This window comes from Streptomyces echinoruber (assembly GCF_014651135.1).
Classification (GTDB): domain Bacteria; phylum Actinomycetota; class Actinomycetes; order Streptomycetales; family Streptomycetaceae; genus Streptomyces; species Streptomyces echinoruber.
The window spans coordinates 1-1,459 of the sequence record NZ_BMWH01000079.1 but is presented as its reverse complement, the minus strand read 5'-3'; the positions used below and the strand labels follow the sequence as shown (position 1 = coordinate 1,459).

The 1,459-nt window shown below is 69.0% G+C and carries 2 protein-coding genes; both read right to left on the bottom strand.

Annotation, left to right across the window (positions count from 1 at the left end; translation table 11 throughout):
* Nucleotides 1-101: 101 nt before the first annotated feature.
* Entirely contained in the window at nucleotides 102-653 is a 552-nt protein-coding gene (locus tag IE225_RS32565; protein WP_190061274.1) for an NUDIX hydrolase, read from the bottom strand.
* 12 nt (nucleotides 654-665) lie between these two features.
* A partial coding sequence (locus IE225_RS32560; protein WP_190061273.1) for an adenosylhomocysteinase occupies nucleotides 666-1,459 on the bottom strand: 794 nt, incomplete at its 5' end.

Sequence of the window (1,459 nt, the reverse complement as noted above, 5' to 3'; positions counted from 1 at the left end):
AGGGGCAGCAAGCGACCCCGGCACCTGTGGTCATGGTGCCGGGGTCGCGTGCGTTGCAGACCGCGCCGCCCCTCTCGGGGGAGTTAGGGGCGGCGTGGCCGTCAGCGGGCCGCTGCGGCGGCCATCACTCGGGACCGTAGCGGCTCAGCCGTCAGCATGTCCGCGAACTGCCACGAGTAGTTCGTGACTTCCTCCTCTTGCAGCTCGACCGCGTCGGCGGTGGTGCGGAAGAGGAACCGGAAGTCGAAGTGCAGGTGTTCCGGCTCGCCCTTGGCGTCGTTGGCCGGGATGGTGTGCACGTCGATGTGCAGCGGGACGTCTCCGACCGGCTCGACCTGCTCGCGGCTGATGCCTGTCTCCTCCTCCAGCTCTCGCAGGGCGGCATCGCACAGGCTCGTGTCGCTGGGCTCGACGTGACCACCGGGCAGCAGCCACTTACGCAGGGCGCGGTGCTCGATGGTGAGGACGCGACCGTCGGGGCGGACCAGGGCGGCGCCGGCGGTGACGTGCCCGCGGAACTCCTTCCGTGACGCCACCGTGTCCCCGGCCTGCTCGACGACCTCGCACAGGATGGACAGGGCGTCCTTTTCGTCGGGGTGCTCGGCGAGGTAGGCGTCGACGGTGTCGCGCACGTGCTGAGCGGTGATCGACATGGGGTTGATCTCCTAGCGGTTGAAGTAGTTCAGCCACGTTCCGGCGATGGTCGCGCGGTCGGCGGCGTCGACCTCGTGCATACCGGGTCCGAGGTCCCCGCGGGCGAGGTTTCGGACGCCCGCGAGTATTTCGGCCTGCACGAGGTAGATGAACGGGCCCACGCTGGCGCCGTGCAGGAAGTTGACGGCGTTGCCGCCGTTGAGCAGGTAGAAGTAGTGGCCGGTCGTCTGGTAGCGCGTGATGTGGTCGCCGTTCGGGGTGCGCTGGTAGACGTCGGGCAGGCCGGCGAGGTCGAGTTCATCTTCGCTGCTGGTGACCGTGGCGACATAGGCGCCGTTCCGCAGTGCGGAGAAGTCCTCACCGCGCAGGGAGACGGCGCCGGTAGCGCAGAGGATCAGTCCGGCGCCGTGCAGGGCCGCGTCTCGGTCCCTGGCGACCGTGAAGCCCTGCGACAGGGCCTGTGTGCGGCGGACGGGGTCGACGTCGTGCACGGTGACCTGTACGCCCTTGGCGTGCAGCAGGCGCGCGATGCTGCTGCCCAGCTTGCCGAAGCCGATCACCAGGGCCGGGCGACCGTGCAGGATGTCGCCCCGGCTCCGCATCAGTGCCTCCGTCGAGAACACGACCGACTGCCCGACGAGGAAATCCTCGGGGTCCTTCAGCGGGGATCGGGCGACGGAGACGACCGGACAGGGCAGTTTCTCGGCGCAGGCGTACCGCTTGTGCCCGTTCTCCGTGTCCTCGACCACTCCCAGGATGCGGCCTGAGAACCGCTCACACACGGCGTCGATCGTGGGTGCGAAGT